Source organism: Citrobacter sp. TBCS-15 (assembly GCF_005280815.1).
Lineage (GTDB): Bacteria > Pseudomonadota > Gammaproteobacteria > Enterobacterales > Enterobacteriaceae > Citrobacter > Citrobacter werkmanii.
The window spans coordinates 1-428 of sequence record NZ_SZWK01000086.1 but is presented as its reverse complement, the minus strand read 5'-3'; the positions used below and the strand labels follow the sequence as shown (position 1 = coordinate 428).

Genomic DNA, 428 nt, shown 5'->3' with positions numbered 1-428 from the left:
TTTACTAATGCTTCTGTTTTACTGACCGCTTTTTTAGCGCTATCGCCTAAACCAATGAACGTTGTTGAAAGTTTTAAAGTATCTTCGGTATTTGCATTTGTATCTTTAGCAAGATTCTGCATAGATTTGCTTACATAGTCAAAGTCTTTTCCATTGCCTTTGAACTTCATTGTATTTTGCAATGAAATCATGGCTTTTTGAGTATCCATTGCGTTAGATACCCAGTCTTTTAAGCCGTTACCGACAGCACTAACAGCACTTGCACCGATTTGTCTGAATGCACCAACAGCAATCTCTCTAAGACCGCTAAAGCGTGACTTCATGCCCTCAATTCCGCTATTAACGCCTTTAGTATCCATTTTAGCGTCAATGTTCCAAGAGCCTGAACTAATAGCACCCTCGACTTGCTTAATTTCGCCCTCTAGCCT

Annotated in this window: 1 protein-coding gene; it reads right to left on the bottom strand. The window is 40.0% G+C overall.

Translation table 11 applies throughout. From position 1 onward, the window contains the following. Positions 1–359, bottom strand: a 359-nt coding sequence (locus FDW96_RS03065) for a hypothetical protein (RefSeq protein WP_212732861.1), incomplete at its 3' end; no start/stop codon positions are given. Positions 360–428 lie beyond the last annotated feature (69 nt).